16 protein-coding genes are annotated in these 23,206 nt (G+C 63.7%); 8 read left to right on the forward strand and 8 right to left on the reverse strand.

Annotated elements, in window-relative coordinates:
• The first annotated feature begins 186 nt into the window (after positions 1–186).
• The 4 genes from VGH68_RS13880 to flhC all read left to right on the forward strand — a co-directional run bounded on the left by VGH68_RS13880 (position 187) and on the right by flhC (position 3,954).
• Entirely contained in the window at positions 187–1,047 is an 861-nt protein-coding gene (locus VGH68_RS13880) for a helix-turn-helix transcriptional regulator (protein WP_331604211.1), read from the forward strand.
• 243 nt (positions 1,048–1,290) lie between these two features.
• Positions 1,291–2,514 (forward strand): YeeE/YedE family protein, encoded by a 1,224-nt coding sequence (locus VGH68_RS13885; protein ID WP_331604212.1) that lies wholly within the window; start codon positions 1,291–1,293, stop codon positions 2,512–2,514.
• A 539-nt stretch (positions 2,515–3,053) separates the two neighbouring features.
• Positions 3,054–3,374 (forward strand): flagellar transcriptional regulator FlhD, encoded by a 321-nt coding sequence (gene flhD, locus VGH68_RS13890; RefSeq protein ID WP_331604213.1) that lies wholly within the window; start codon positions 3,054–3,056, stop codon positions 3,372–3,374.
• Between the two features lie 10 nt (positions 3,375–3,384).
• On the forward strand, positions 3,385–3,954 hold the full coding sequence (flhC, locus tag VGH68_RS13895) for a flagellar transcriptional regulator FlhC (RefSeq protein ID WP_331604214.1): 570 nt from the start codon (positions 3,385–3,387) through the stop codon (positions 3,952–3,954).
• Positions 3,955–4,220: 266 nt separating this feature from the next.
• On the opposite strand, the gene VGH68_RS13900 is transcribed toward flhC, so the two are convergent.
• The 6 genes from VGH68_RS13900 to VGH68_RS13925 all read right to left on the reverse strand — a co-directional run bounded on the left by VGH68_RS13900 (position 4,221) and on the right by VGH68_RS13925 (position 14,049).
• Positions 4,221–5,549: an Nramp family divalent metal transporter gene (locus VGH68_RS13900; protein WP_331604215.1), complete on the reverse strand. Its 1,329-nt coding sequence runs from the start codon at positions 5,547–5,549 to the stop codon at positions 4,221–4,223.
• A 58-nt stretch (positions 5,550–5,607) separates the two neighbouring features.
• The gene (locus VGH68_RS13905) at positions 5,608–6,786 is read right to left on the reverse strand and encodes an acyl-CoA dehydrogenase family protein (RefSeq protein ID WP_331604243.1); all 1,179 of its coding nucleotides are present in this window, start codon (positions 6,784–6,786) and stop codon (positions 5,608–5,610) included.
• A gap of 219 nt (positions 6,787–7,005) precedes the next feature.
• Positions 7,006–8,652: an efflux transporter outer membrane subunit gene (locus VGH68_RS13910; RefSeq protein ID WP_331604216.1), complete on the reverse strand. Its 1,647-nt coding sequence runs from the start codon at positions 8,650–8,652 to the stop codon at positions 7,006–7,008.
• Positions 8,653–8,666: 14 nt separating this feature from the next.
• The gene (locus VGH68_RS13915) at positions 8,667–11,852 is read right to left on the reverse strand and encodes an efflux RND transporter permease subunit (protein WP_331604217.1); all 3,186 of its coding nucleotides are present in this window, start codon (positions 11,850–11,852) and stop codon (positions 8,667–8,669) included.
• Positions 11,853–11,939: 87 nt separating this feature from the next.
• Entirely contained in the window at positions 11,940–13,160 is a 1,221-nt protein-coding gene (locus tag VGH68_RS13920; RefSeq protein WP_331604218.1) for an efflux RND transporter periplasmic adaptor subunit, read from the reverse strand.
• A 34-nt stretch (positions 13,161–13,194) separates the two neighbouring features.
• Positions 13,195–14,049: an alpha/beta hydrolase gene (locus VGH68_RS13925; protein ID WP_331604219.1), complete on the reverse strand. Its 855-nt coding sequence runs from the start codon at positions 14,047–14,049 to the stop codon at positions 13,195–13,197.
• A gap of 171 nt (positions 14,050–14,220) precedes the next feature.
• Here VGH68_RS13925 and VGH68_RS13930 point away from each other — a divergent pair, with 171 nt between their 5' ends.
• From VGH68_RS13930 to VGH68_RS13945, 4 genes are all read left to right on the forward strand, one after another.
• Positions 14,221–15,225 carry a LysR family transcriptional regulator gene (locus tag VGH68_RS13930; protein WP_331604220.1) on the forward strand — a complete coding sequence of 335 codons (1,005 nt, stop codon included), beginning with the start codon at positions 14,221–14,223 and terminating at the stop codon, positions 15,223–15,225.
• A gap of 287 nt (positions 15,226–15,512) precedes the next feature.
• Positions 15,513–15,818, forward strand: a complete 306-nt coding sequence (locus VGH68_RS13935) for a DUF4148 domain-containing protein (protein ID WP_331604221.1) — start codon at positions 15,513–15,515, stop codon at positions 15,816–15,818.
• A 49-nt stretch (positions 15,819–15,867) separates the two neighbouring features.
• On the forward strand, positions 15,868–15,996 hold the full coding sequence (locus tag VGH68_RS13940) for a hypothetical protein (protein ID WP_331604222.1): 129 nt from the start codon (positions 15,868–15,870) through the stop codon (positions 15,994–15,996).
• Positions 15,997–16,168: 172 nt separating this feature from the next.
• Positions 16,169–17,149, forward strand: coding sequence for an aldo/keto reductase (locus VGH68_RS13945; RefSeq protein ID WP_331604223.1), 981 nt, complete (start codon positions 16,169–16,171; stop codon positions 17,147–17,149).
• Positions 17,150–17,293: 144 nt separating this feature from the next.
• Here VGH68_RS13945 and VGH68_RS13950 read toward each other — a convergent pair whose 3' ends face one another.
• Together VGH68_RS13950 and VGH68_RS13955 are read right to left on the reverse strand one after the other, a co-directional pair.
• Positions 17,294–18,199, reverse strand: a complete 906-nt coding sequence (locus tag VGH68_RS13950; RefSeq protein WP_331604224.1) for a cation diffusion facilitator family transporter — start codon at positions 18,197–18,199, stop codon at positions 17,294–17,296.
• Positions 18,200–18,366: 167 nt separating this feature from the next.
• Positions 18,367–23,205 (reverse strand): NAD-glutamate dehydrogenase, encoded by a 4,839-nt coding sequence (locus tag VGH68_RS13955; RefSeq protein WP_331604225.1) that lies wholly within the window; start codon positions 23,203–23,205, stop codon positions 18,367–18,369.
• Position 23,206: the final 1 nt, after the last annotated feature.

Below are 23,206 nucleotides of genomic sequence, written 5' to 3' on the forward strand. Positions count from 1 at the left end.
GCTGACCTCCTGATCAATGGCAGCCGCGCGGCGCTTGCTTAAACGGAGCGTGCTGCGAGCCGCCTGATTGATATGAAGGGCTCCCTGCGATTGCTGATGGCTCGCCGGTGACGAGATTTCGAAGTCGCTGGAACATTACCCGCCACGTAATGGATTGCTCGTGCGCTTTTAACTATGATCGGTGGCATGAACTCACTCTCTTTTGCGCCCACCGCTTCTTCGCCGTCACCTGTCGCCGGCCGCACGGTTGGCGATCTGCTGCGCGAATGGCGGCAACGGCGACGGATGAGCCAATTGCTCCTCGCCACCGAAGCCGATATTTCCACCCGCCATCTGAGTTTCGTCGAATCGGGCCGTGCGCTGCCCAGCCGGGAGATGGTCATGCATCTTGCCGAGCGGCTCGATGTGCCGTTGCGCGCACGCAATGCGCTATTGATGGCGGCGGGTTACGCGCCGCTATTCCGTGAACGTCCGCTGTCCGATCCGCAACTCGCCGCCGCGCGCGAAGCCGTCGAGCTGGTGCTCAAGGGCCATGAGCCGTACCCGGCACTGGCGGTCGACCGGCACTGGACCATCGTCGCGACCAATAACGCGCTCGCGCCATTGTTGACCGGTGCGAGCGCTGAACTGCTGAAGCCGCCGGTCAATGCGCTGCGACTGAGTCTGCATCCGCACGGCGTCGGGGCGTCGATCGTCAACTGGCATGCATGGCGAGAGCACGTGCTGGCACGCTTGCAACGGCAAATCGAAGTGAGCGGCGACGAAACACTCAGCGCATTGCGCGACGAACTGGCCGCCTATCCGGCGCCGCCGGACGCTGGCCCAGCGCATCCGGACGACATCGGCACCAACCAGATCGCCGTGCCGCTGCGGCTGCGCACACCGCTCGGCGTACTGTCGTTGTTCAGCACCACCACCGTGTTTGGCACGCCGGTCGACGTCACGTTGTCGGAACTGGCGATCGAAGCGTTCTTTCCAGCGGATCCGCAAACCGCCGCCGCATTGCGCGAGTTCGCCGAAAGCCAGCGCGATAAAACCGCCAGCTAACATCAAGCGGATTGCCCGGCGGGCATCGACGCACCGCCCGCACCGCTCGCTACCGCTCGCGCATCCCCGCCCCAGGAGCACGCGCTGCGTCCTGGCGCTGCCGACAGCTCTGTGCCCGAACTCGCAATCCATGCTATCGTTTTCAGTTGCGTTTCTGGCCACCGTCCGGTGGCATGTGAACCATTTGAACCGCACCTCCTGAATCGCAGCATCTGTTCCGCTGCCTGTCCGTCAAATTTATCCATGTCAGACTTTTCCACTCCGCTTGCCCGCGTAACGCGGCGTTTCGACATCAATCCGAAACCGCTCGGCATCGCACTCGTCCTTATCGCGCTTGGCGCCGTGTATCTCGCGCAAACCGTCAGTGGCCGCCAGGCAGCGCTCTATATAGTTGGCGCGCTGCTCGGCATCTCGCTCTATCACGCGGCATTCGGTTTCACGTCGGCCTGGCGCGTTTTCATCGCCGATGGCCGCGGCGCGGGGCTGCGCGCGCAAATGCTGATGCTCGCGCTCGGCGTGCTGCTGTTTTTCCCGGCGCTCGCGGCCGGCACGCTGTTCGGCCATCCCGTGACCGGGCTCGTCGCGCCCGCCGGCACGTCGGTAGTGGTCGGCGCGTTCATGTTCGGCGTGGGGATGCAACTCGGCGGTGGCTGCGCGTCCGGCACGCTGTACACGGTAGGTGGCGGTAGTACCCGCATGCTCGTCACGCTGGCGGCGTTCATCGCCGGTTCGGTGGTCGCCACCGCGCACATGCCGTTCTGGACTGCGTTGCCGTCGCTGAAGCCGTTCTCGATGGTGAAGACGTTCGGCGCGGGCTGGGCGATCGCGCTGAATCTGGTGATTTTTGCCGTGATCGCCGCATTGACGGTGCTGGTCGAACGGCGCCGCCATGGTCGACTCGTCAACCAGCCACTGCGCCAGCCGCATGGGTCGCCGTTGTTGCACGGTCCCTGGCCCCTGTTCGCCGGCGCGATCGCGCTCGTCGTGCTCAACTTCGCGACGCTTGCGCTGTCTGGACGGCCGTGGGGCGTCACGTCAGCGTTCGCGCTGTGGGGCGCGAAGGTTTTCGCCGCGCTGGGCATCGACGTCGCGAACTGGCCATACTGGGCCGCCCACGCCAACGCAGGTGCGCTGGCCGCGCCTGTTACACATGACGTCACCTCGGTGATGGACCTGGGCATCGTTCTCGGCGCGATGGCGGCCGCCGCGCTGGCGGGCCGTTATGCGCCAGTGTGGAAGGTGCCGGTGCGCTCGCTGATCGCCGCGGTGATCGGCGGGCTGATGCTCGGATACGGTGCTCGCCTCGCCTATGGTTGCAACATCGGCGCCTATTTCAGCGGCATCGTGTCAGGCAGCTTGCACGGCTGGCTCTGGCTGGTCGCCGCTTTCGCCGGTAACGTGCTGGGCACCCGCCTGCGCCCGCTGTTCGGCCTCGAAGTCGAACGCGTCCGCCAGACCAGCTGCTAGCGCTTACACATGTCGTTACAAACGCGGCCCCGCGTTCGCTCCCTTTGTAACTAGGGCCGCACCTTTCCTCTTTCTCTCGAATCTGTCCCTCGCAGTTCCTCGCATCACAGCATTTATTACCGCTTATTGCGCTGCTTTCTATTACCTTTCTAATTTGAAACTGATTCCCGGCTAGCCTTCCGCGCTTCGCCGAGTGAGCCGCCGGTTGTGCGAGAGGCATGCGCAACAAGGGTTTTCGCGGATTAGAAGTGATTCTCGGTCGGGCGACAATTCAGCCGGCATCGCATATTACGGCCGTGTGAAGAAGTTACCGAAAATGCGTGTGGTTTTTTGAGATATTTTTGCGACAAGGGATTGCTTTCTCTTTTTACCCTTCATACAATTCGACCCAAGCTGTTACGAAATGTAACGCCTTGTATCAAAGTTTGCGAGGTGTATCAGGTAGTGACGTGTAGCCGGGGGATCGTGTCCGGCGAGGCAAAAAAGAGATAGCGGCAAAAAGCCGACATGGTAATTCGGGGCTTCGGAAACACAAAAAAATGGACCGTAGCAGCGATACGCTGGATTCAATCCGCGAAATAAATTTGTCTTACATCATGCTCGCGCAACGTATGTTGCGTGAGGACAAACCGGTCGGCATGTTCCGGCTCGGTCTGTCGTCGGAACTGGCCGATTTGCTCGCCGGGCTGTCGCTCGCGCAGATCGTCAAGCTGGCCTCCTCCGACCAGCTTCTGTGCTTTTTCCGCTTCAACGACCACTCAATGCTGTCCGCATTGACGCAAACGACGAAGCACACCGCGGTTGCCCCGACTCACGCGGCGATCCTGCTTGCAGGCCAGCCCGCCGAGCAATTTGCCTGAGGTGAGTGCAATGCTCAAGCGAAGCCTGACCGAAGACGCGCAGGAAGTGTTCCGCGCGATCGCGCTGATCGAACTCGGCGCCCGCATGCAGGTGCTCGAAAGCGAACTGACGCTGTCGCGCGACCGGATGATCCGCCTGTACCGCGAGGTCAAGGGCGTATCGCCGCCCAAGGGCATGCTGCCGTTTTCGGCCGACTGGTACATGACGTGGCTCGCGAACATCCACGCATCGCTGTTCTACAACACGTACCTGTTCCTGAAGAACGAAGCGCGCTGCTCGCATCTCGATGCGCTGACCAAGGGATATCGGCTGTATCTGGAGCATTGCCAGCACAGCGATAGCGAACCGGTGCTCGACCTGACGCGCGCATGGACGCTGGTGCGTTTCTTCGACGCCGACATCCTGCAGTTGACCAGGTGCTGCCGCTGCACCGGCAAGTTCGTCGCGCACAAGCACGATCTGCAGCATAACGTCGTGTGCGGTGCCTGCCAGCCGCCGTCGCGCGCGGGCAAGACGAAAAAAGCAGCAGCCGCGCGCCAGCAAGCGCTCGGCGCCGCGCAGGTCGCTGAGGCCGCCTGAACGGATTCACGCAGATTCGGATCGACTCGTTGGGGGGCGCGGCGAGCCCCACTGAGCCACAGCTCATAACAAAAAAGTTCTCGCAGTAATTTGCACCCCGGAAGTCGGATCGCGGTCCGATCTCCGGGGTGTTTTTCATGGCGGATTCATAGTGAGCAATGGAAGCGCAAAGTTGGTCAGCCAATCTCGCCCGATCGCCGCGTCACCGCACCCGGTGAGCGTAGCCGCAACCGCCGGCTCGACCTGCACCGCCGGCAAAGCCAGCGTCAACCGGCAAGCCCCACCGTCTGCGCGACGAGCCAAAGATTCGCGGCACTAATCGCGACGAACAGCGTCCACGCGAGCAGCCGCGTCGGCAATCTGTTCGCGAATTCACCCATCAGCGAGCGGTCACTGGTCATGCGAATCAGCGGATAAAGCGCGAACGGCAGTTGCAGGCTCAGCACCACCTGGCTTGCGACGAGCAACTGGCCGACCGCGCCGTTGCCCAGTATCTGCACGCCGATCAGCGCCGGAATCAGCGCGAGCGCGCGCGTAATGAAGCGCCGCTGCCAGCACGGAATCTTCATCTTCAGGAAGCCTTCCATGATGACCTGCCCCGCCACGGTGCCGGTGAAGGTCGAGCTTTGCCCCGACGCCAGCAGCGTGATCGCGAACAGGACCGCGGCGAAACCGGTGCCGACGATCGGCGCGAGCAGCCGGTATGCGTCTTCGATCTGCGTGACCTGTTGGTGCCCGGTCGCATGAAACGCCGCGGCGGCGAGAATCAGGATCGCCATGTTGATCAGCAACGCGAGCACCAGCGACGCGATCGTATCGATGCGCGACAGTCCGATCGCCGAGCGGATGCTGGCCGGATCGCGCTTCACCGCGCGGGTCTGCACGATCGACGAATGCAGATACAGGTTATGCGGCATCACCGTCGCGCCGAGAATACCGATCGCGAGATACATCGGTTCGCGCGAATCGAGCGCCTGCCACGACGGAATCAGCCCCTGCGCGACGGACGGCCAGTGCGGCCTCACGAGCGCAAGTTCGACGATGTAGCCAATGCCGATCGTGGCGATCAGCCCAAGCATGATCGCTTCGAGGTCACGGAAGTTCTTGCCCTTGAGGCCGAGCACGATCAGTGTGTCGAACGCGGTGAGCAGCACGCCGGTGGTCAGCGAGCAATGGAATAGCAGATGGAAAGCAAGCGCGCCGCCGAGCACTTCGGCGAGATCGCATGCGACGATCGACAGCTCCGCGAGCAACCATTGCATGCGTGCGACGCGCGGCGAGTATCGCGCGCTGGACAGTTGCGCGAGGTCGCGCCCGGTGGCGATCCCCAGGCGCATGCTCAGGCATTGCAGCGCCATCGCCGCGAGGCTCGACAGCAGCACGACGAACAGCAGGCTGTAGCCGTAGCGCGATCCGGCTTCGATCGCGGTGGCCCAGTTGCCCGGGTCCATGTAGCCGATGGAGACCAGCAGACCGGGACCCGCGAATTGCAGGATTTTTTTCCAGAACGGCGCGCCTGGCGAGATGGTGACCGAGCCCTGTACCTCGGATGGGCAGAACGGCGCGGTGGCGGTAGTCGGTAATTTGAAGAGCAAGCCGGATGTCTCTTGAGGGGAATCGGCGCGACGCCGGGCGGGGCTGTCGCGAGCCGCCTCAAGTGTACAAAGAAACGTCGGGCAATGTCCCACAGAGCGCGTAGCGGCCGACATCGCGCACGCGGTAGTCGAGCGGGTCGTGCAGCGTGTGCACCCGCGCGTTGCGCCAGAAGCGGTCGAGCGCGAGCGCCGCACGGGTCGCGCGGGCGCCGCACGCATCGAACAGTTTTTCGCCCGCGTCGAGCGCCGCCCGATGCGCGACGGTCTTGGCTTCCGACGTCGCGAGCGCGACGTGTGCACGCGTTTCGGCATCGAGCGACGAGCCGCGCTGCCACGCGTCATCGAGTGCATGCGCGGCACGCACCGCTAGCGCTTCAGCACTGACGCTCTGCACCCGCATTTCGCCGAAACGCTGAAGCAGATACGGATCGTCGGTGGCCTTGGCGACGTCCCCATTGATCCACGGCCGGCCGTGCGCGTTCACATAGACGCGCGCCTCGTCGAGCGCGCCCTGCGCGATGCCCACGAACAGGCTGATCAGCACCTGCTGCGAGATCAGCGTGCGCAGGCTCGCATGCGGCGTGTCCGGCCGCGTGAGCACTTCCGCTGGCGCCACCCGGACCTGAGCAAACGACACACTGCCGCTATCCGTCTGCCGCTGACCGATCGGGTCCCAGTCGTCGTGAACGGTGATGCCGTCGCGCGCGGTCGGCACGACAGCGAAGACCGGCTTGCCGGTAGCGGGGTCGTGCGCGGACACGGTCATCATCTGCGAGCCGCGCGTGCCCGAGCAAAAGCCTTTCCGGCCGTCGAGCACATAACCGCCGTCGCCGGTCGCGACCGCCATCAGCCGAGTGTCGAGCGGATTGACCGCATTGCCCCACCACCAGCGATGTTCGACGGTGCCGCGCAGATAACGCTCACGTTGTTGCAGATTACCCCACAGGTCGACGCTCACAACTTGCAGACACGTGAAGCCAAGCAGATGCGCGAGCGCGCTGTCGACGCGCGCGAGCTGGCGGATGGTGTCGTAGATGTCGGTCCAGCGCGCACCGATGCCGCCGAATTCACGCGGTACCGCGAGCGTCAGCAGACCGGCATCGGCAATCCATTGTTTTTCCCGCGCCGCATGGCCGCCTTCGCGATCGCGTTGCGCGGCGCTCGCTCGCAGCGCGGCGAGTAATGCGGTGAAGTCCGTTGCGGGATGCGATTGCCGATGTTCGCGATGCTGCTCGATGCCGTCATGCACGAAAGTCACTTGCTGGCTCTGGAGTGGTCGTTGGCTTGATCCGGATGATCATAGGGAGCCGCGCACGCCCGGTCTACGAACCGATTCGCACAAGCAAAGCGCGCCAGGCGATTTGCACGAAACAACGCCGGGCGGCGCTTGCGCGCAGCCCGGCGTTAGTGGTGAGCGTGCTGCTGAGCTGACGGTTCAGCCGGCTTGGGTAGTCCCTTACCGCTTCGCCACCTGCTGCTGCGGCGCAACGGCAGCTTCAGGCGCTGAACCGGACGCAGCAGCAGCCGGCGCCGCGGTGGTCGCCACGGCGGGCGCAGAAGCCGCCCCCACCGTCGAATCTCCGGCCCCCACCTCGCCCCAACCCCCACCCAACGCGCGAATCAGATTCACCGTCGACACCGCCTGCGTACCCGACAGATGGCTCGCCTGCAACTGCGACAACAGTACCTGACGTTCGCCGTCGATCACATCCAGATAACTGACCGCGCCCTCCGTGTACTGCGTGCGCGACAGATGCGCGGCCCGCTCCGACGCCTGCACTGCATCGTTCTGCTCGCGCATCTGATCATCGAGCAGACGCAGATCGGCGAGGTTGTCCTCGACTTCGCGGAACGCGACCAGCACCTGCTGACGATACTGCGCGACGTCTTCGTCGTACTTCGAGCGCGCCTGCGCAAGGTTGGCCTTGCGGCGTCCGCCGTCGAACAGCGGCACGGTCAACGCGGTGCCCGCCAGCGGGCCGAGAATGAACGCGCGGCTCGACCACATGAACAGATCGCCGAGCGTCGCCGATTCAAAGCCGAATGCCCCGGTGATGTCGAGCTTCGGGAAGAACGCCGACTTCGCGAGTCCGACCCGCGCATTCGCCGCCTGCATCGCCCGCTCGGCCGCCGCGATATCGGGCCGCCGTTCAAGCAGTGCCGAAGGCAAACCGGCCGGCACGCGCACCGTCACCGGCGCGAGCGGCGCCTCCGCAAACGAGAAATCGGCGGGCGGCTTGCCGAGCAGAATCGCGAGGCTATGCTCCGATGCCGCGCGCTGACGCGCAACGCCGACCGCATCCGCGCGCGCGCTCGCCAGTTCATTGCGGGCCCGCGACAGATCCAGCTCGCTGATATCGCCATCGTTAAAGCGCCGCTCGACGAGCTTCAGCGCATCCTCGCGCAGCGCGACGGTGCGGCGGTACAGCGCCTGATCGGTATCGAGCTCGCGCAACTGGAAGTAGTTCTGCGCGACGTCGGCCTGCAATGACAGTTGCACCGAGCGGAACAGCGCTTCGCTCTGCTGCTCGTCCGCGCGCGACGCATTCACGTTCGAGCCGACGCGCCCGAACAGATCCGCTTCGTATGACGCGCCGGCCTGCGCGCGCCAGACCGTGCCCGTCGTGCCGCCCGCGCTGTCCGGCAGGAATTGCGACGCCGCCGATGCGCGCTCGCGCGTCGGACCGAAGCCCGCATCGAGCTTCGGGAACCAGTCGGACTTCGCCGCCTGGGTAACCGCGCGCGCCTGCTGTACGCGCGCCGCCGCGGCTTTCAGATCCTGGTTCGCAGCGGCCGCCTGCTGTTCGAGTGCGTCGAGTTGCGCGTCGCCGAATACCTTCCACCATTCGCCGCGCAGCGCATCGTCGTTCGGTTGTGCGGCCTTCCACGTACCGGCGTTCTGTGCCGCCGCCGCGGTTACACCCGAGGCCGCCGAAGCGTCCGCTGCCGCGGGCGCTTCCTTGAACGCTGTCGGCGTATCGACATCGGGCCGCTTGTACACGGGCTCGACCGAGCATGCGGCCAGCAGCGCGACCAGCAATGTGCTGGCCGCCGCCCGGCCCCATCCGCTCAAGTCACCCATGCGAGATTCAAAGCGATTCATTATTGTTTTCTCCTTCAGACGTCCGTGACGGCCGGCCCGTAGTGCGGCGCATCCTTCTGCGCGACGTGCACCGTGCCGCCCGCGAGCGTCCGCAACACCACATAGAACACCGGCGTAAGCATCAAGCCGAACAGCGTGACGCCGAGCATGCCGAAGAACACCGCGATACCCATCGCGTGACGCATCTCCGAACCCGCACCGCTCGACAGCACCAGCGGCACCACGCCCATGATGAATGCGATCGACGTCATCAGAATTGGCCGCAGACGCAAGCGGCTCGCCTCGATTGCCGCTGCAAGCGGCGAGCGTCCATCGTGTTCGAGTTCCCGCGCGAATTCGACGATCAGGATCGCGTTCTTCGCCGACAGACCCACCAGCACCATCAAACCGATCTGCGTAAAGATGTTGTTGTCGCCACCGGTGAGCCACACGCCGGTCAGCGCGGACAGCACGCTCATCGGCACGATCAGGATCACCGCGAGCGGCAGCGTCAGGCTTTCGTACAGCGCCGCGAGCACGAGGAACACCAGCAGTACGCTGATCGGGAACACCCACATGCCCGCATTGCCGGCGAGAATCTGCTGATACGTGAGGTCGGTCCATTCGAGCTTCACGCCGTGCGGCAACACTTCGGCGGCCACGCGTTCGGCCGCGGCCTGCGCCTGGCCCGACGAATAACCCGGTGCCGGGCCGCCGTTGATGTCGGCCGCGGTGTAGCCGTTGTAGCGCACCACCATTTCCGGACCGTATGTCGGCGTCACCGTGACGAGCGACGACAACGGCACCATGTCGCCCGCCGCGTTACGTGTCTTCAGTTGCAGGATGTCGTCGGCGCGTTGACGGAACGGCGCGTCCGCCTGCACACGCACCTGATACACGCGGCCGAAGCGGTTGAAGTCGTTCACATACAGCGAGCCCAGATAGATCTGCATCGTGTTGAACACATCCGTGACCGGCACGCCGAGTTGCTTTGCCTTCACGCGATCGAGATCGACGTTCAACTGCGGCACGTTGATCTGATAGCTGGAGAACGTCGGGCCGAGTTCAGGCGTTTGCGCCGCGCGCTTCACGAATGCCTCGGCGGCCTTGTTCAATTCCGCGTAGCCGACCGCGCCGTGATCCTCCAGCTGCATCTTGAAGCCGCCGAGCGTACCGAGGCCCAGCACCGGCGGCGGCGGGAACACCGCGACGAACGAATCCTTGATCGCGCCATATTGCTGGTTCAGCGCGCCGGCAATCGCACCGGCCGACAGCTTGCGGTTGCCGCGTTCCTTGAACGGCTTGAGCGTGACGAACACGATGCCCGCGCTCGAACTATTCGTGAAGCCGTTCACCGACAGACCGGGGAACGCCACCGCGCTTTCGACGCCCGGCTGCTTCAGCGCGATCGCGCTCATATCGCGAATCACCTTTTCGGTGCGGTCGAGCGACGCGCCGTTGGGCAGTTGCGCGAAGGCGATCAGGTACTCCTTGTCCTGCGCGGGCACGAAGCCGCCCGGCACCACACGGGCCATCAGCACGGTCGCGCCGAGCAGGATCGCATACACCGCGAGCATCGCACCCTTGCGGCGCAGCACCCCGGTCACGCCACGGCTATACGCTTCCGAGCCGCGATGAAAGACCTTGTTGAAGCGGCGGAAGAAGCCGCCCAGTACGCGGTTCATCACACGCGTGAGCCAGTCTTCCTTTTCGCCATGGCTGCGCAACAGCAGCGCGGACAACGCCGGCGACAGGGTCAGTGAATTGAACGCCGAGATCACCGTCGAGATGGCGATGGTCATCGCGAACTGCTTGTAGAACTGACCCGTGAGGCCCGTCATGAACGCGAGCGGCACGAACACCGCGACCAGCGTCAGCGCGATTGCGATGATCGGCCCGCTCACTTCGCGCATCGCCTTATAGGTCGCATCACGCGCACTCAGGCCGCTTTCGATGTTGCGCTCGACGTTCTCCACCACCACGATCGCATCGTCGACCACGATGCCGATTGCCAGCACCATCCCGAACAGCGACAACGCATTGATCGAAAAACCGAACGCAAGCAGCAGAGAGAACGTACCGACGATCGACACCGGCACGGCGATCAGCGGAATGATCGACGCGCGCCACGTCTGCAGGAACACGATCACGACGATCACGACGAGCGCAATCGCTTCGAGCAGCGTATGAATCACCGCCTCGATACTCGAACGCACGAACTGCGTCGGGTCGTAGACGATCCGGTATTCGACGCCGGCCGGCATGTCGGCGGACAGTTCCGTCATCGCCGCGCGCACCTGCTCGGAAATCGCCAGCGAATTCGCACCGGGTGCCTGGTTGATGGCAAGCGCAACCGCGGGCTTGTTGTCGAGCAGCGAACGCAGCCCGTACTCCGACGCCGCGAGTTCGATCCGCGCAATGTCACGCAGATAGGTCACGCCACCGTCCGGCGCGGTCTTCACGACGATGTCGCCGAATTCGCTCTCGGTCTTCAAGCGGCCGCGCGCATTCACCGACAACTGTAGCTGCGTGCCGGGCACCGATGGCGATGCGCCGATCACGCCGGCCGCCACCTGAACGTTCTGTTCGCGAATCGCGTTCACGACTTCCGTCGCAGTCAGCCCGCGTTGCGCGACTTTCTGCGGATCGAGCCACACACGCATTGCGTAATCGCCGGAACCCCACAGCTGGACTTCACCGACGCCCTGAATTCGCGCGAGCCGGTCCTTGACGTTGAGCAACGCGTAATTGCGCAGATACGTCATGTCGTAGCGATCGTTCGGCGAGATCAGGTGAACCACCATCGTCAGCGTCGGCGAACTCTTGATCGTCGTCACGCCGAGCCGTTGCACGTCTTCGGGCAAACGCGGCAGCGCCTGGTTCACGCGGTTCTGCACGAGCTGCGTCGCAAGGTCCGGATTAGTGCCGAGCTTGAATGTGACGGTGAGCGTCAGATTGCCGTCGCTATTCGCTTGCGACTGCATATACAGCATGTTTTCGACGCCGTTGATCTGTTCCTCGAGCGGCGCCGCGACCGCCTCGGCGATCACCTTCGGATTTGCGCCCGGATACTGCGCGTGCACCACCACCGACGGCGGCACCACTTCCGGATATTCGGAAATGGGCAGCTTGAACAGCGAGATGATGCCCCCGAGCAGGATCAATACCGATAGCACGCCGGCAAAGATCGGGCGATCGATGAAGAATTTGGATATGTTCATGGGAAGCTCTTAATGTTGGAGCAGGCGCCGCATTGCGCTTGCCACGCCTTCATGCAATGCAAGCGCGGCGCACGCGGCGCGCTGGGCTCACGAATTGCTGGCCGCGGCGGCCGCCGCCTTCGCGCGAGATTGCGCGAGCGGTGCGCTATTCGGGTCCTGGTCGGTGGTCATCGGCACCATGTGCGCGCGCACCGCATCACCGGGGCGCACGCGCTGAATACCATTCACGACGATCCGATCGCCCGGCTTCAGGCCATCGTTGACGACACGCAGATTGCCCTGCATTGCGCCCGTCGAGATCGTGCGATACACGACGTGATTGCCCTGATCGACGACCAGCACGAACTTCTTGTCCTGATCGGTGCCGACCGCCGCATCGTCGATCAGCAGCGCCGGATGCGGCGCGCTGCCGCCCACTTTCACGCGCGCATACAGGCCCGGAATCAGCGCGCCGTCCGCGTTGTCGAACTTCGCGCGCACACGGATGGTCCCCGACGACGTATCGAGACGGTTGTCGACCGATTCGATCGTGCCGCTGCGCGAGTAGCCGGTTTCATCGGCGAGACCCAGTCCGACCGGCACCTTGCTGCCGTCCTTCTCGCGGCTCAGGTATTGCAGATACGTTTGTTCGTCCACGTCGAACGATGCATAGATCGGCGACACCGACACCAGCGTGGTCAGCGGCGTCGAGTTCGCGCCCGCCGACACGACGTTGCCGACCGTAATTTCCGCACGCGACACGCGGCCCGACACCGGCGCGACGATCTTCGTGTAGCCAAGATTGATGCGCGCGGTTTCAAGCGCGGCTTGCGCGGCCTTCAGGTTCGCGCTTGCTTCGCGCGCGGCGTTCTGCTTTTCGTCGTAGTCGCGTTTGGCGATCGCGTTGTCGGTGATCAGGCGTTGCGCGCGCTCCCAGTCGCTTTGCGTGTACCCGGCACGCGCCTGCGCGGCCGCGAGCTGCGCTTGTGCGCGGTCCACTTCGGCTGCGTACGGACGCGGATCGATCACGAATAGCGTGTCGCCCTTCTTCACGAGCGCGCCGTCCTTGAAGTTGACCGACACGATCGTGCCCGGCACCTGCGAACGCACGTCCACTTTTTCGACCGCTTCGAGGCGGCCCGAATAGCTTTGCCAGTCGGTGATCGTCTTTTGCACCACGGTCGCGACGTCGACCTCCGGCACGATGGTCGGCGCAGCGGGCGAACTCGCGTCGACGCGGATCGCGCCGAACGTGCCGAGCCCGGCGACGACGACGACGGCCAGCGCGGCGATCGCCACGCGGCGGCGGGAAAGAGGAAGGATAGTCATGTGAAGCTCCCGGTATCGTTGATTAAAGTTCTGTTTATCGATGAGCGCGCGTGTCGAAGCGCCACTGAAAAAAGCGCACCGCTTCCTGCAAAGCGGGCGGGTGATCGGCGAGCGCCGCGTGCGACACGCTCGGAAAGCGCACCACCTGGGTCTGCACGCCGGCGTCGATCAGACTGCTCGCATACTTCTCGGCCTCCACGTGCAGCACGTCGTTCTGCGCGGTCGCGATCAGCGTGGCGGGCAACCCGGCGAGCCGCGACGATTCGAGCGGCGCCGCGTACGGATGCATGCGCTGCGACGCCTGCGGCAGGTACGCGCGATAGCACGCTGCGCACTCGCGCGCGGTGATGTCCGAACCCAGACGCTTTTCGTCGCCCAGACGCGTGAGGCTCGGGTCGAGCATCGGCCCGAACAACGCCTGCGCGACGATCTGCACATCGCCGCGATCGCGCGCGATGAACGCGAGACAATTGGCCAGCTGCCCGCCCGCGTCATGGCCCGCGACGCCGATCTTTCTGCTATTGCCGCCAAATGCGCGCGCCCGCATCTGCACCCACAGCGCCGCCCGGTGGGCGTCTTCGGGCGCGGCGGGAAACGGAAACCGCGGCGCGAGCGAATAGCCAACCGATACGACCAGCGCCGGTAAGTGTTCTGCGAAATAGCGCGCGGCAAATTCAGCCTGATCGACCGAGCCCTTCGTAAAGCCGCCGCCGTGAAAATAAAGCAGTACCGGCAATGCCGTTTTTCTCGCAGGCCGGTAGAGCCGCAACGGGATTTCCTGTGCGTGCCCGTCGATCCGCACCTCGGTTACTTCGACTTCCGTGCTGCCCGTGTCCGCCGGATCGACTTCCGCGGGAACGAGCGGGAACGGCGATTTGAATGCATCCATGTCGAGCCGCGCAAATGCGCATAGAACTTCAATGCTGCGAATTGTGGGTTCGGCAGAGTCGTAAATAAATGCCTATAATCCGGCAACACAATTCGGTGCCTCTGAACAATCCGATGTGATTGCTTTGCGGATTCACTCCCGCCAGTGCGCCCGTGCCTTCTGGAGGTTGCGATGGACCGGCTTCAGGCCATGCAAGTGTTCACCCGTGTCGTCGACACCAACAGTTTTACCCGCGCAGCCGAAACGCTTGATTTGCCGCGCGCGTCCGTCACTACGATCATTCAGAATCTCGAAGCATTTCTCGGCACCCGCCTGATGCACCGGACCACCCGGCGTCTGTCGCTCACACCCGACGGCGCCGCGTACTACGAGCGCTGCGTGCGCATCCTCGCGGACGTCGAAGAGACCGAAGCCAGTTTCCAGAGCGGCAACAAGAAACCGCACGGCAAACTGCGCATCGACATGCCCGGCTCTATCGGCCGCCTGATCGTGATTCCGTCGCTGTGCGAATTCCACACGCGCTACCCGGATATCGACCTGCAACTCGGCCTGACCGACCGCCCTGTGGATCTGCTGCAGGAAGGCGTCGATTGCGTGGTGCGGGTCGGCGCGTTGCAGGATTCATCGCTGGTTGCGCGCCGTATCGGTCTGTTCGAAGGCGTGACCTGCGCGGCGCCGGATTACATCGAGCGCGCGGGCATGCCCGCTTCACTCGAAGACCTCGACAATCACAAGGCCGTCAACTACTTCTCGAGCCGCACGGGCCGCACCCTCGATTGGGCATTCATGGTCGAAGGCCAGGAAGTGGAAGTGAAAATGAAGAGCATCGTGTCAGTTAACGACGCAGATGCGTACGTGACCTGCGGACTCGAGGGTTTCGGCCTGATCCAGCCGGCGCGTTTCATGGTGCTGCCGCATCTGCGCTCGGGGCAACTCGTCGAAGTACTGCCGGAGTTGAAGCCGCTGCCGATGCCAATCTCGGCAGTCTATCCGCACAGTCGTCATCTGTCGCCGAAAGTCCGTGTTTTCGTAGACTGGATTGCTGAGCTGTTCGATCGCTGTCCGCTGTTGAGCGGACGCAGCAGTCTCGACTCCGCCTGCACGAAACGTACTTTCGAAGAGCGCGAGTCGGCGCCGGCGCTCGATACGCCGATGGTGACCGAGTGGGTGGCGTAAGCGATCGAATGAGTCGTCCTGCGGATCAATGACCTGAGTGTGGACCGAACACGCGTACGCACTCAGGCAACAAAAGAAGTACAGCGACTGAAACAATGAATTCCAGCCGCCGCGCCAATCGCGCGGCGCGCACGCATAGCCCCATCTAGCAAGGCTCTTCCCGCGATTGTTCTGGAATCGCGACAATTCATTTCGCCAAAGTGCGATTTATCCGCACCGTACCGACGTCTACATTTCACCCTGTCGCAGCGCACGATGTGCTGCCAACGAATCGACAGAGGTGAATCATGAAACGCAATCTATTGGCAGGTCTCTCTCTCGCGCTGCTCGTCAGCATTCCCGCGTTCGCCGAAGGTGGCGGCGGTATTGGCCGCGCGGGCACCTACGACACGCAACCGGCACCGACGGCGAGCACCAAGACGCGCGCCGAAGTCAAAGCGGAACTGGTCGCAGCGTATCGCGACGGATCGTTGCCGGCACTGAATCGCACGTCGTATCCGGACAAAGGCCTGATCGGGCAAACGCAAGCCGCGCGCATCGCATTGCAGGAAGGCGGCAATGGCGACGTGACGCGCGTCGCGAAAGGCCAATAAGCGGATAGCGCATCCGTCCAGACGTGGCCGCTATGGCGACTGGCTTTCCATGAGAAATCGTCGTTGCGGTATGGCTGGCGCACTCTTTACCAAGGAGCACATCATGACACCATCAGAACTCGATCACTGGGATATCGACGCGCCCGTGTGGACACCGTATCGGCCCACGCAGCACTAAGCGTGACCGGTCATCCACCGCAATGTTCGTCATCCGCCCGCGGCGTCGCTGCGCGGGCGCATTGCTTTTGAAAGCTCGCACAGCCGCCGCCGGCGCGCCAATCGGCGTTTCCCTATAATCGATGGTTCTCCCCACGCAGCGTATTCAAACGCTTCACCACAGGAGCATCACGATGGACTATGTGAAACTCGGCCGCACCGGTCTCGACGTCTCGCGGATTTGTCTCGGCTGCATGAGTTACGGCGTGCCGGCGCGCGGCACGCACCCCTGGTCGCTCGACGACGAAGCCGCGCGCCCTTTCATCAAGCAGGCGCTCGATCACGGCATCAATTTCTTCGACACCGCGAACGTCTATTCAGACGGCACCAGTGAGGAAATCGTCGGTCGCGCGCTCAAGGACTTTGCCCGGCGCGACGAGATCGTGCTCGCCACCAAGGTCAACAGCCGCATGCGTCCGGGGCCGAACGGCGCGGGCCTGTCGCGCAAGGCGATCATGGCCGAAATCGATCACAGTCTGCGGCGTCTCGGCACGGACTATGTGGACCTGTACCAGATCCATCGGTGGGACTACGACACGCCGATCGAAGAAACGATGGAAGCGCTGCACGACGTCGTGAAGGCCGGCAAGGCGCGTTATATCGGCGCATCGTCGATGTACGCGTGGCAGTTCGCGAAGGCGCTGCAGGTGGCCGAGCGCCATGGCTGGACGCGCTTCGTGACGATGCAGAACTATGTGAATCTGCTGTACCGCGAGGAAGAACGAGAGATGCTACCGCTGTGCGAAAGCGAGGGCATCGGCGTGATTCCATGGAGTCCGCTTGCGCGTGGACGTTTGACGCGCGACTGGGACACCGAAAGCGCGCGCTCGGAAACCGACGAATTCGGTCGCACGCTGTACGCGCACACGCAGGACGCGGACCGGCGAATCGTCGAACGCGTCAGTGAGATTGCGAACGAACGCGGCGTGCCGCGTGCGCAAATCGCGCTGGCTTGGGTATTGCAGAAGAAGCCGATTACCGCGCCGATCGTCGGCGCGACCAAGCTGCATCACCTCGACGACGCGGTCGCGGCGCTGTCGCTGAAGCTGAGCGACGACGAGATCCGCCGGCTCGAAGAACTGTATGTGCCGCATGCGGTCTCCGGCTTCAAATAAACGCTGCGTCGTCGCATGAAATGACCAGGGCCGAATGGCGCGTGATCTGCCACGCTTCATTCGGCTTTCCAATCCTGGTGACACACAGATCAGTTGCCGGCTCACAGGCTGAGCCGCAATAAGCCGGCTTGGAAAAAACCGCGTTTAACTACGCGGCACGTCGGGCTCGAAAAAGACCCAGCGCACTTGCGGAAACGTCGCCTGCAAGTCGGCTTCAATGACGTTGATCGCGTCCACCATCGCGCGGCTGCTCGCGTAGTCGATCATTTCCGCTTGCACCGCCACGACGATGTGACGTCCCCATTGCAGCGTGATCATATTGATGATGCCGCGAATCTCGGGACGCGCGCGCAGATGCGCTTCGATCGCACGACGCACTTCCGGGCTCGCCGATTCACCGACAAGCATCGATTTCACTTCGCGTGCGACGAGCCACGCGATGGTCATCAGCAGCAGACCCACGCCGACCGAACCGAGCGCGTCATACACCGGATTGCCGGTCAGCATCGACAGCAGCACCGCGACGAACGCAATCGCGAGGCCGAACAAGGCCGCGATATCCTCGCCGGCCACGACCAGCAGATCGGACTCGCGGGTCTCGCGAAACCAGCGCCACAAGCTCTTGTCAGGATAGGTCTTGCGAATCTGCTTGAGCGCGCCCAATAACGATAGCGATTCAAGCACCACCGACACCCCGAGTACCGCCAATGCGACAAACGCAAACTGCAACGGCTCGCGGGCGATCAGACGATGCACGCCCTCATAGACCGAGAACGCACCGCCGACGAAGAACAACAGTAGCGCGACAAGCAGCGAATAGTAATTGACTTCGCGGCCACTACCCATCGGATGCAAAGCGCTGACCGGTTTGCGCGCTTCGCGCAAACCGAATAGCAGCAGCAATTGATTGCCGCAATCGGCGGTCGAGTGAATCGCTTCGGCGAACATCGAACCGGAGCCTGTGAAGATCGCCGCTGCGTACTTGCAGATGGCGATGCCGAGATTGGCGGCGAGTGCATAGAAAATGGCTTTCGGCGATTCTTCTTTCATCTTCGGAAGGGCGTGCGTGAGTTTGCAGGGAGCCGCCGGTCGGCAACAGCACCGGCAAGACTCCGTATTATGGACGACGCACCGGATCGCCAGCGCGCAGCACCGTGCCGCCGCCGTCCCGGCCTTTATCGGTTCACCGTCCACCACCCTTGCTGCGAACTTCCGCACTACGCCCGTTCGAGCGCCGCCATCTCTCGCACGACCACCAGCAGCACCGAAAGACTCGCGCCGCCCGTCGCGCGCAGATCGGTCAGCAGACGCGTATAACGCTCGAGCGGCGCTGCGCGCTTTTCGTGCCACGCCTGCACGAGCGACTCCGGCGTCGACGCATCGTTCGCGTCGGCCAACGCGCTCGTGGTGAGCGCGCGCTTGAGCCGCGCGAGTTCAGCCAGCGCCGACGCGCGCGCGAGCATGTCCCAATGTGTCGGTGCCGGCAACGAGGCCGCGCGTTCGCTGATCCAGCTGTAATTGAGCAGCGTGCCGAGTTCGAAATAGACGCCCGCTACCTGTTCGAGACTGCGCCCGCACGTCGACGCGACTTCGGCGATATCGAGCAAGGCCGCTGAAATCTCGCCGCTCGCGATGCGCACCGCCAGATCGCTGTCGACACCCGCATCGACGAATACGCGCTGGCGCTCCGACAACGCCTGGAGATCCGCCACCGGCAACAGCCGCGGCCATTGCGGCGCGAGGCGCTGCGCGGCGTCGCGGCAGCGCGCGAGCAGCGCGGTCACGTCGTCGCCGGCCGCGCCCGATTGCAGATGCCGCAGAAACCACAGCGCCGAGCGTTCGACGAGCCGCGCGACTTCGGCGAACATGCGCGCCTGGATGTCGTCGGCGACACGGTTATCGAGCGCGTCGATGTTGCGCCAGATCTCGTCGAGGTCGAACACGTCGCGCGCCATGATGCACGCGCGCACGATATCGCCAGGCTTCGCGTCGGTCTCCTCCATCAACCGGTGCACGAACTCGCAGCCGACACGGTTCACCAGCGCATTGGTCAGGTGCGTCGCGAGGATTTCGCGGCGTAGCGGATGGCGCTGCATCGGTTCGCGAAAACGCTGCCGCAGCGGTTTCGGGAAGTACTCGATCAACATGTCGCCGACGAGCGGATCCTCCGGCATCGACGAGTCGAGCAGCGCGTCGTACAGCCACATCTTGCTGTACGCGAGCAGCACCGCGCGCTCCGGCGTCGTGAGCCCCTGCTTCGCCGCCGAGCGCTCGGCGATTTCCTCGTCGGTCGGCAGGAACTCGATCACGCGATTGAGCCGCCCCGCGCGTTCCAGATAGCGCATCAGGCGCGCCTCGGCATCGAGCAGTTCGACGCCATAGCGGCCCGCGATCGACAACGCCTGGGTCTGGTAGTAATTGTCCGTCAGCACCAGCAGTCCCACTTCATCGGTCATTTCCGCGAGCAACGCGTTGCGCTGCTTCACGGTCATCTCGCCGTCCGCGACGACGAGGCCCAGCAGAATCTTGATGTTGACTTCATGATCCGAACAATCGACCCCGGCCGAATTGTCGATCGCATCGGTATTGATACGGCCGCCGCGCTGCGCAAATTCGATGCGGCCGAGTTGCGTCAGACCGAGATTGCCGCCTTCGGCCACGACCTTGCAACGCAGCTCGGCGCCGTTCACGCGAATCGCGTCGTTCGCGCGATCGCCGACCTGCTGATGCGTTTCGCGGCTCGCCTTCACATAGGTGCCAATGCCGCCGTTGTAGAGCAGATCGACCGGCGCCTGCAGGATCGCGCGCATCAATTCGGCGGGCGATAACGCCGCCGAATTGATACCAAGCGCCATTTGCACCGCCGTCGAAAGCGGGATCGTTTTCGCGCTGCGTGCAAACACGCCGCCGCCCGCCGAGATCAACGACGGATCGTAGTCGGCCCAGCTCGACCGCTCGAGCATGAAAAGCCGCGCGCGCTCCGCCATGCTCGCGGCCGGGTCGGGGTTCGGATCGAGAAAGATATGGCGGTGATCGAACGCGGCGAGCAGCTTGATATGCGGCGACAGCAGCATGCCGTTGCCGAAGACGTCGCCCGACATGTCGCCGACGCCGACCACCGTGAAGTCCATGCTTTGCGTGTCGACGCCCATTTCGCGGAAATGCCGCTTGACCGACTCCCACGCGCCGCGCGCGGTGATACCCATCTTCTTGTGGTCGTAGCCGACCGAGCCGCCCGACGCGAACGCATCGTCGAGCCAGAAGCCGTATTCCTGCGAGATCGCGTTCGCGTAATCGGAGAACGTCGCGGTGCCCTTGTCGGCGGCGACCACCAGATAAGGATCGTCGGGATCGTGGCGCACCACGTCGGGCGGCGGCACGATGTCGGTGCCCGCAAGGTTGTCGGTGACATCGAGCAGCCCGCGCAGGAAGGTCTGATAACACGCGACGCCTTCACGCATCCATGCGTCACGCTCGCTCTGCGGCGGCGGATTCTTCACGACGAAGCCGCCCTTCGAGCCGACCGGCACGATCACGACGTTCTTCACCATCTGCGCTTTCATCAAGCCCAGCACTTCGGTGCGGAAGTCCTCGCGCCGGTCCGACCAGCGCAAACCGCCTCGCGCGACGCGCCCGCCGCGCAGATGCACGCCCTCCACGCGCGGCGAGTAGACCCAGATTTCGAACATCGGCTTCGGCTCGGGCAGCCCGGGCACCTGCGCGGGATCGAATTTGAACGACAGATACGGCTTCGGCGTGCGATCGGCGGCGAAGCGATAGTAGTTCGTGCGTTTGGTCGCCTTGATGACGCCGAGAAACTGCCGCAGGATGCGGTCTTCGTCGAGATTCGGCACCTGGTCGAGCGCGCTGTCGATCGTCTGCAGACAGTTGTCGACGCGTGCATCGCGCGCGCCGCCCAGCGCCGGATCGAAGCGCGCGATAAACAGATCGACGAGCATGCGCGCGATCGCCGGATTGCCGGTCACCGCGCGCTCGATATACGCATCGCTGAAAGTGGAGCCTACCTGGCGCAGATACTTCGCATACGCGCGCAGGATCGTCACCTCGCGCGCGTTCAATTGCGCGCGCAATACGAGGCGGTTGAAGTCGTCGCTTTCGATCGTGCCGGTCCACACCTGTTCGAACGCCTGCTCGAACAGATCCTTCACACGCTCGATATCGAACTCCGCATCGTCCGCGAGTTCGAGGCCGAAGTCGTGAATCCACGCGGGGGTAGCGCCGAGTGCCTCGATCAGATACGGCCGCTCTTCGTCGACCCGCACGCCAAGGTGTTCGAGCATCGGCAGGCTGCGCGACAGCGCGATCGGCTGTCCCGCGCGATAGACCTTGAAGCGGAATGCGCGCGGGCCCGCTTCGATCGGCCGATATAGGTTCATCGCGAGCCGTTCGCTGCCCTGCACGCGTTCGATCAGCTCGATATCGCGCACCGCCGTGCGAGCCGGATAGTCGTCACGATAGCCGGGCGGGAACGAATCGCCATAGTGCTGAAGCAGGCGGTTGCCGTGCTCTTCGCCGTATGCGTCGAGCAATGCGTCGGCGAGATCGTCCTGCCAGCGGCGCGCGACCTGCACGAGCCGCGCTTCCAGCTCGCGCGTATCGACGCTCGGCATGCCGCCCGCTTTCGCATGCACGACGAAATGAATCCGCGCGAGCGTCGACTCGGACAGCAGCGGCGTGAATTCGACGTTCTCGCCATTGAACGCGTCGGCCAGCAGATTCGCGATACGCTGCCGCAAGTCGGTGTTGTATTTATCGCGCGGCACGAATACGAGACACGACACGAAACGGTCGAAGCGATCGCGCCGCACGAACAGACGGGTGCGCTGATGTTCCTGCAAACGCAGCACGCCGAGCGCGGTGTCGTAGAGCTGATCTTCGTCGGCCTGGAACAACTCGTCGCGTGGATAGGTTTCGAGCACCGTCACCAGCGATTTCGCGAGATGCCCTTTTGGCAGGAACGCCGCGCGCCGCACGATGTTCGCGCATTTGCGGCGGACGATCGGAATTTCCGCGGCCGACACGAAATAGGCAGTCGACGTATACAGCCCGATGAAGCGCCGCTCGCCGCTCACCTTGCCGTCGGCGCCGGTCAGCTTGATGCCGACATAGTCGAGATAGCCGGGCCGATGCACCGTCGCGCGCGAGTTGGCCTTGGTCAGAAAGATCGGCGATGAGCCGGTAATGATCTCGGCCGCGGCCGGCGGCAGCGACGTCACCTCCGCGGCACCGGTGGGCCGCAGCGCATCGCGCAAAATGCCGAGCCCGGAGCCGGCCACCGCGCGCAGACCATAGCCGTTTTCATGTTGCACGAGTTCATAGTCGCGCTGGCCGAGGAACGTGAAATGATCGGCGACCATCCATTCGACGAACGCGCGGGCCTCGACGGCTTCCGGACCCGTCTCGCGAGCCTTCATGTTCTGGATCGTTTCCTTCGCGCGTTCGATCAGCTTCGGCCAGTCCTCCACCGCCGCGCGCACGTCGCCGAGCACGCGCGCGATGTCGTCGCGCAACGCATCGAGCTTTGCCGCATCGCCGCAACGGTCCACTTCGAAGTGAATGAACGAGGTCAGGTGCGAGCGCGTATCTCCGGCTTCCTCGGCGCCCTGGCTCACCCGCGCGATGCTGCCGTCCGGCGCGCGCCAGATGCGAAACACCGGATGCACGACCGAGTGCAACGCGAGCCGCTGGCGATTGACCGCCATCGATACCGAATCGACGAGGAACGGCATGTCGTCATTGACGATTTCGATCACCGTGTGATCGGAATGCCAGCCGTGCTGTTCGAGGATCGGGTTATAGACGCGCAGCCTTTGCTGGCCCGGCACGAAGCGCTGTGCGGTTTGCCAGTGCGCAAGCGCGGCGCCGTAGAGGTCGGCGATCGAGCGGCTTTGCAGGTCGCCGGCATCGACAAAATCGTAGTAATGCCGCAAGAACGGTTCAACGATGTTAAAGGCCGGCTCTGGCAACCTGCTGCGCGCAAATTCGACGACATCGTTCAGCAGATGCGTGACGGCTTCTTCGTTCTTCGCTTGCATG

Origin of the sequence: Paraburkholderia sp., assembly GCF_036488505.1 — a bacterium.
GTDB lineage: Bacteria > Pseudomonadota > Gammaproteobacteria > Burkholderiales > Burkholderiaceae > Paraburkholderia.

What these genes read in the sequence shown, in the direction of transcription:
- VGH68_RS13880 (WP_331604211.1), top strand. Translation starts at nt 187, where the DNA reads ATGAACTCACTCTCTTTTGCGCCCACCGCTTCTTCGCCGTCACCTGTC.
- flhC (WP_331604214.1), top strand. Translation starts at nt 3,385, where the DNA reads ATGCTCAAGCGAAGCCTGACCGAAGACGCGCAGGAAGTGTTCCGCGCG.
- VGH68_RS13945 (WP_331604223.1), top strand. Translation starts at nt 16,169, where the DNA reads ATGGACTATGTGAAACTCGGCCGCACCGGTCTCGACGTCTCGCGGATT.
- VGH68_RS13935 (WP_331604221.1), top strand. Translation starts at nt 15,513, where the DNA reads ATGAAACGCAATCTATTGGCAGGTCTCTCTCTCGCGCTGCTCGTCAGC.
- VGH68_RS13955 (WP_331604225.1), bottom strand. Translation starts at nt 23,205, where the DNA reads ATGCAAGCGAAGAACGAAGAAGCCGTCACGCATCTGCTGAACGATGTC.
- VGH68_RS13885 (WP_331604212.1), top strand. Translation starts at nt 1,291, where the DNA reads ATGTCAGACTTTTCCACTCCGCTTGCCCGCGTAACGCGGCGTTTCGAC.
- VGH68_RS13920 (WP_331604218.1), bottom strand. Translation starts at nt 13,160, where the DNA reads ATGACTATCCTTCCTCTTTCCCGCCGCCGCGTGGCGATCGCCGCGCTG.
- VGH68_RS13925 (WP_331604219.1), bottom strand. Translation starts at nt 14,049, where the DNA reads ATGGATGCATTCAAATCGCCGTTCCCGCTCGTTCCCGCGGAAGTCGAT.
- VGH68_RS13915 (WP_331604217.1), bottom strand. Translation starts at nt 11,852, where the DNA reads ATGAACATATCCAAATTCTTCATCGATCGCCCGATCTTTGCCGGCGTG.
- VGH68_RS13910 (WP_331604216.1), bottom strand. Translation starts at nt 8,652, where the DNA reads ATGAATCGCTTTGAATCTCGCATGGGTGACTTGAGCGGATGGGGCCGG.
- VGH68_RS13940 (WP_331604222.1), top strand. Translation starts at nt 15,868, where the DNA reads ATGAGAAATCGTCGTTGCGGTATGGCTGGCGCACTCTTTACCAAGGAG.
- flhD (WP_331604213.1), top strand. Translation starts at nt 3,054, where the DNA reads ATGGACCGTAGCAGCGATACGCTGGATTCAATCCGCGAAATAAATTTG.
- VGH68_RS13930 (WP_331604220.1), top strand. Translation starts at nt 14,221, where the DNA reads ATGGACCGGCTTCAGGCCATGCAAGTGTTCACCCGTGTCGTCGACACC.
- VGH68_RS13950 (WP_331604224.1), bottom strand. Translation starts at nt 18,199, where the DNA reads ATGAAAGAAGAATCGCCGAAAGCCATTTTCTATGCACTCGCCGCCAAT.